Source organism: Segatella baroniae DSM 16972 = JCM 13447 (assembly GCF_000426585.1).
GTDB lineage: Bacteria > Bacteroidota > Bacteroidia > Bacteroidales > Bacteroidaceae > Prevotella > Prevotella baroniae.
On record NZ_AUFQ01000042.1, the window covers coordinates 1 to 1,645 of the forward strand.

At 37.2% G+C, this 1,645-nt stretch carries 1 protein-coding gene and 2 pseudogenes; 1 reads left to right on the plus strand and 2 read right to left on the minus strand.

The features are described from left to right. Window positions 1-183, minus strand: a pseudogene (locus K334_RS15350) (IS5 family transposase); the annotation flags it as partial. A gap of 381 nt (window positions 184-564) precedes the next feature. On the opposite strand from K334_RS15350, the gene K334_RS0112750 reads away from it, so the two are divergent. Next, complete coding sequence (locus K334_RS0112750) at window positions 565-1,188, plus strand: DUF6563 family protein (protein ID WP_248623529.1); 624 nt, start codon at window positions 565-567, stop codon at window positions 1,186-1,188. Window positions 1,189-1,519: 331 nt separating this feature from the next. On the opposite strand, the pseudogene K334_RS15355 reads toward K334_RS0112750, so the two are convergent. Continuing rightward, window positions 1,520-1,645, minus strand: a pseudogene (locus K334_RS15355) (IS5 family transposase); the annotation flags it as partial.

The following is a 1,645-nucleotide window of genomic DNA, read 5'->3' on the forward strand; positions in this document are numbered from 1 at the left end:
TTATCGCAACGTTGATACGCTGCTGCCTTTCTGTAATTTCATGTCCTCTTGTTCCTTTATGCATGATACGACTTTTAAGTTTCATACGTTTGAGGTTTTTTTGTTCTCCATCGAGTCATATCCTTTATCGGTATAGACAAGTGCTTTCCGTGGCAATTTAGCTTTCGTTAGGGGTGTTTCTATTTGTGAAAAGAATGTCTGCTTGACCTTTCTTTGACCAAGGAATAGGTCAGCAAAACTGGGAGAGGATAACTTCTGTTTCATACCATAAAGGTACAAAGAAAATTGAGATAGGCAAATCTCTTAATGGGTGATAGCAAGAGTTGACCTCCGTGTAGGAAGCGGACGTTCTTAGTGGAACTTATTATAGGGTTTGTTGTTACCATTTTATCTTAAAATATTTGTAAATTAGAAATTTATTATATACATTTGTACTTTGGTGCTGGTTTTGTTCGTCACCTGATATTGTAATAAACCATTTAATAAGTTTCCAGATATATGAATTATAGCCTTCCACTCTTTCGTTTGTCCGCAGTTCTTACATTTATTTTTAATGCATTCATAATGAAAGCAGAAGCCCCTGATACGGTATTGCTTCCCCATGTTATTCAATATTGCATTTCTCATGAAGACCTTATAAACAATCGTTGGTCTGAGCTTCAGGTGGACGAACCTGCCTTTGTAAAAGATGCGAATGGTGAAAAAAAAGCGATCACAGAGCTGTATTTTTTATTACAAAAGAAGTCTGTAAGAAAGGAAATTGGGAAAAAGGCACTTGCTGTTAAATGCGATAGTACGTTTATGCTTAATTTACGGTCTCTTCGTATTGGTTTGGCAGGAGCTATGGGGCGTGATTTTGCACGGGCATATCCTTTAAAAGACGGGCGATACGTCATAACTTACTATGACGTGTCAAAAATGGGAGGGGCTTCCAGCATGGGTGTTATGGGAGGACTCATGGGGGCGACAATGATGTTGACGGCTACTGAGAACATTCGCAGTAATTACGTTTGTTATCTTTTCACACCGGGGGTAAACAAAGTCGTGAGGATAAAGAATGATGTGTTGAAAGAGCTTCTTGTGGGGCATGATGATTTATTTGATGAATACAGTAAAATCGACAGATATGAACGCAACTTTGAGGGCATAATCTTGCCATTACTAAAACGAGCTAATCTTTTTCGGTAAAATCCCAAACAGATATAGAGCTAATGACTATTTATTGTTACCAACAGCCTCTGATGAGTTATGCTGTTAGTGTTTGATAATTGAACCGGTTTTTATGTTTTTATAACAGGTTAAAATCCCTTAATTGTTTGACGAAAAATGAAAAGTCAAACAGAAGTTTAAATAAATTAACAAATGAGAACCTTGATAATCAGTCGGAGACCTCTGCAAAACCTGCCACATTTTCAATTTTCATCTCTATAACCTTAAATGAGTGCATATTTATAAGCAACTGATGCTATAGAAGACTACTTTAGTGCAAAATAGACCCTTTCTTTAGCGTATTTTCCCCTTATCTGATAGAATTTGACACAATAATCCCTGGTGTTCGGTACAAGTTGTAGGCAATGGATTCCATAATATGCTGCGCATGTGCTTTTGAAAGTCCAACGTATCTTGCTATTCCAGCACCAAACCA

Coding starts and splice junctions, on each gene's coding strand:
- K334_RS0112750 (WP_248623529.1), top strand. CDS start 565: ATGAAAGCAGAAGCCCCTGATACGGTATTGCTTCCCCATGTTATTCAA.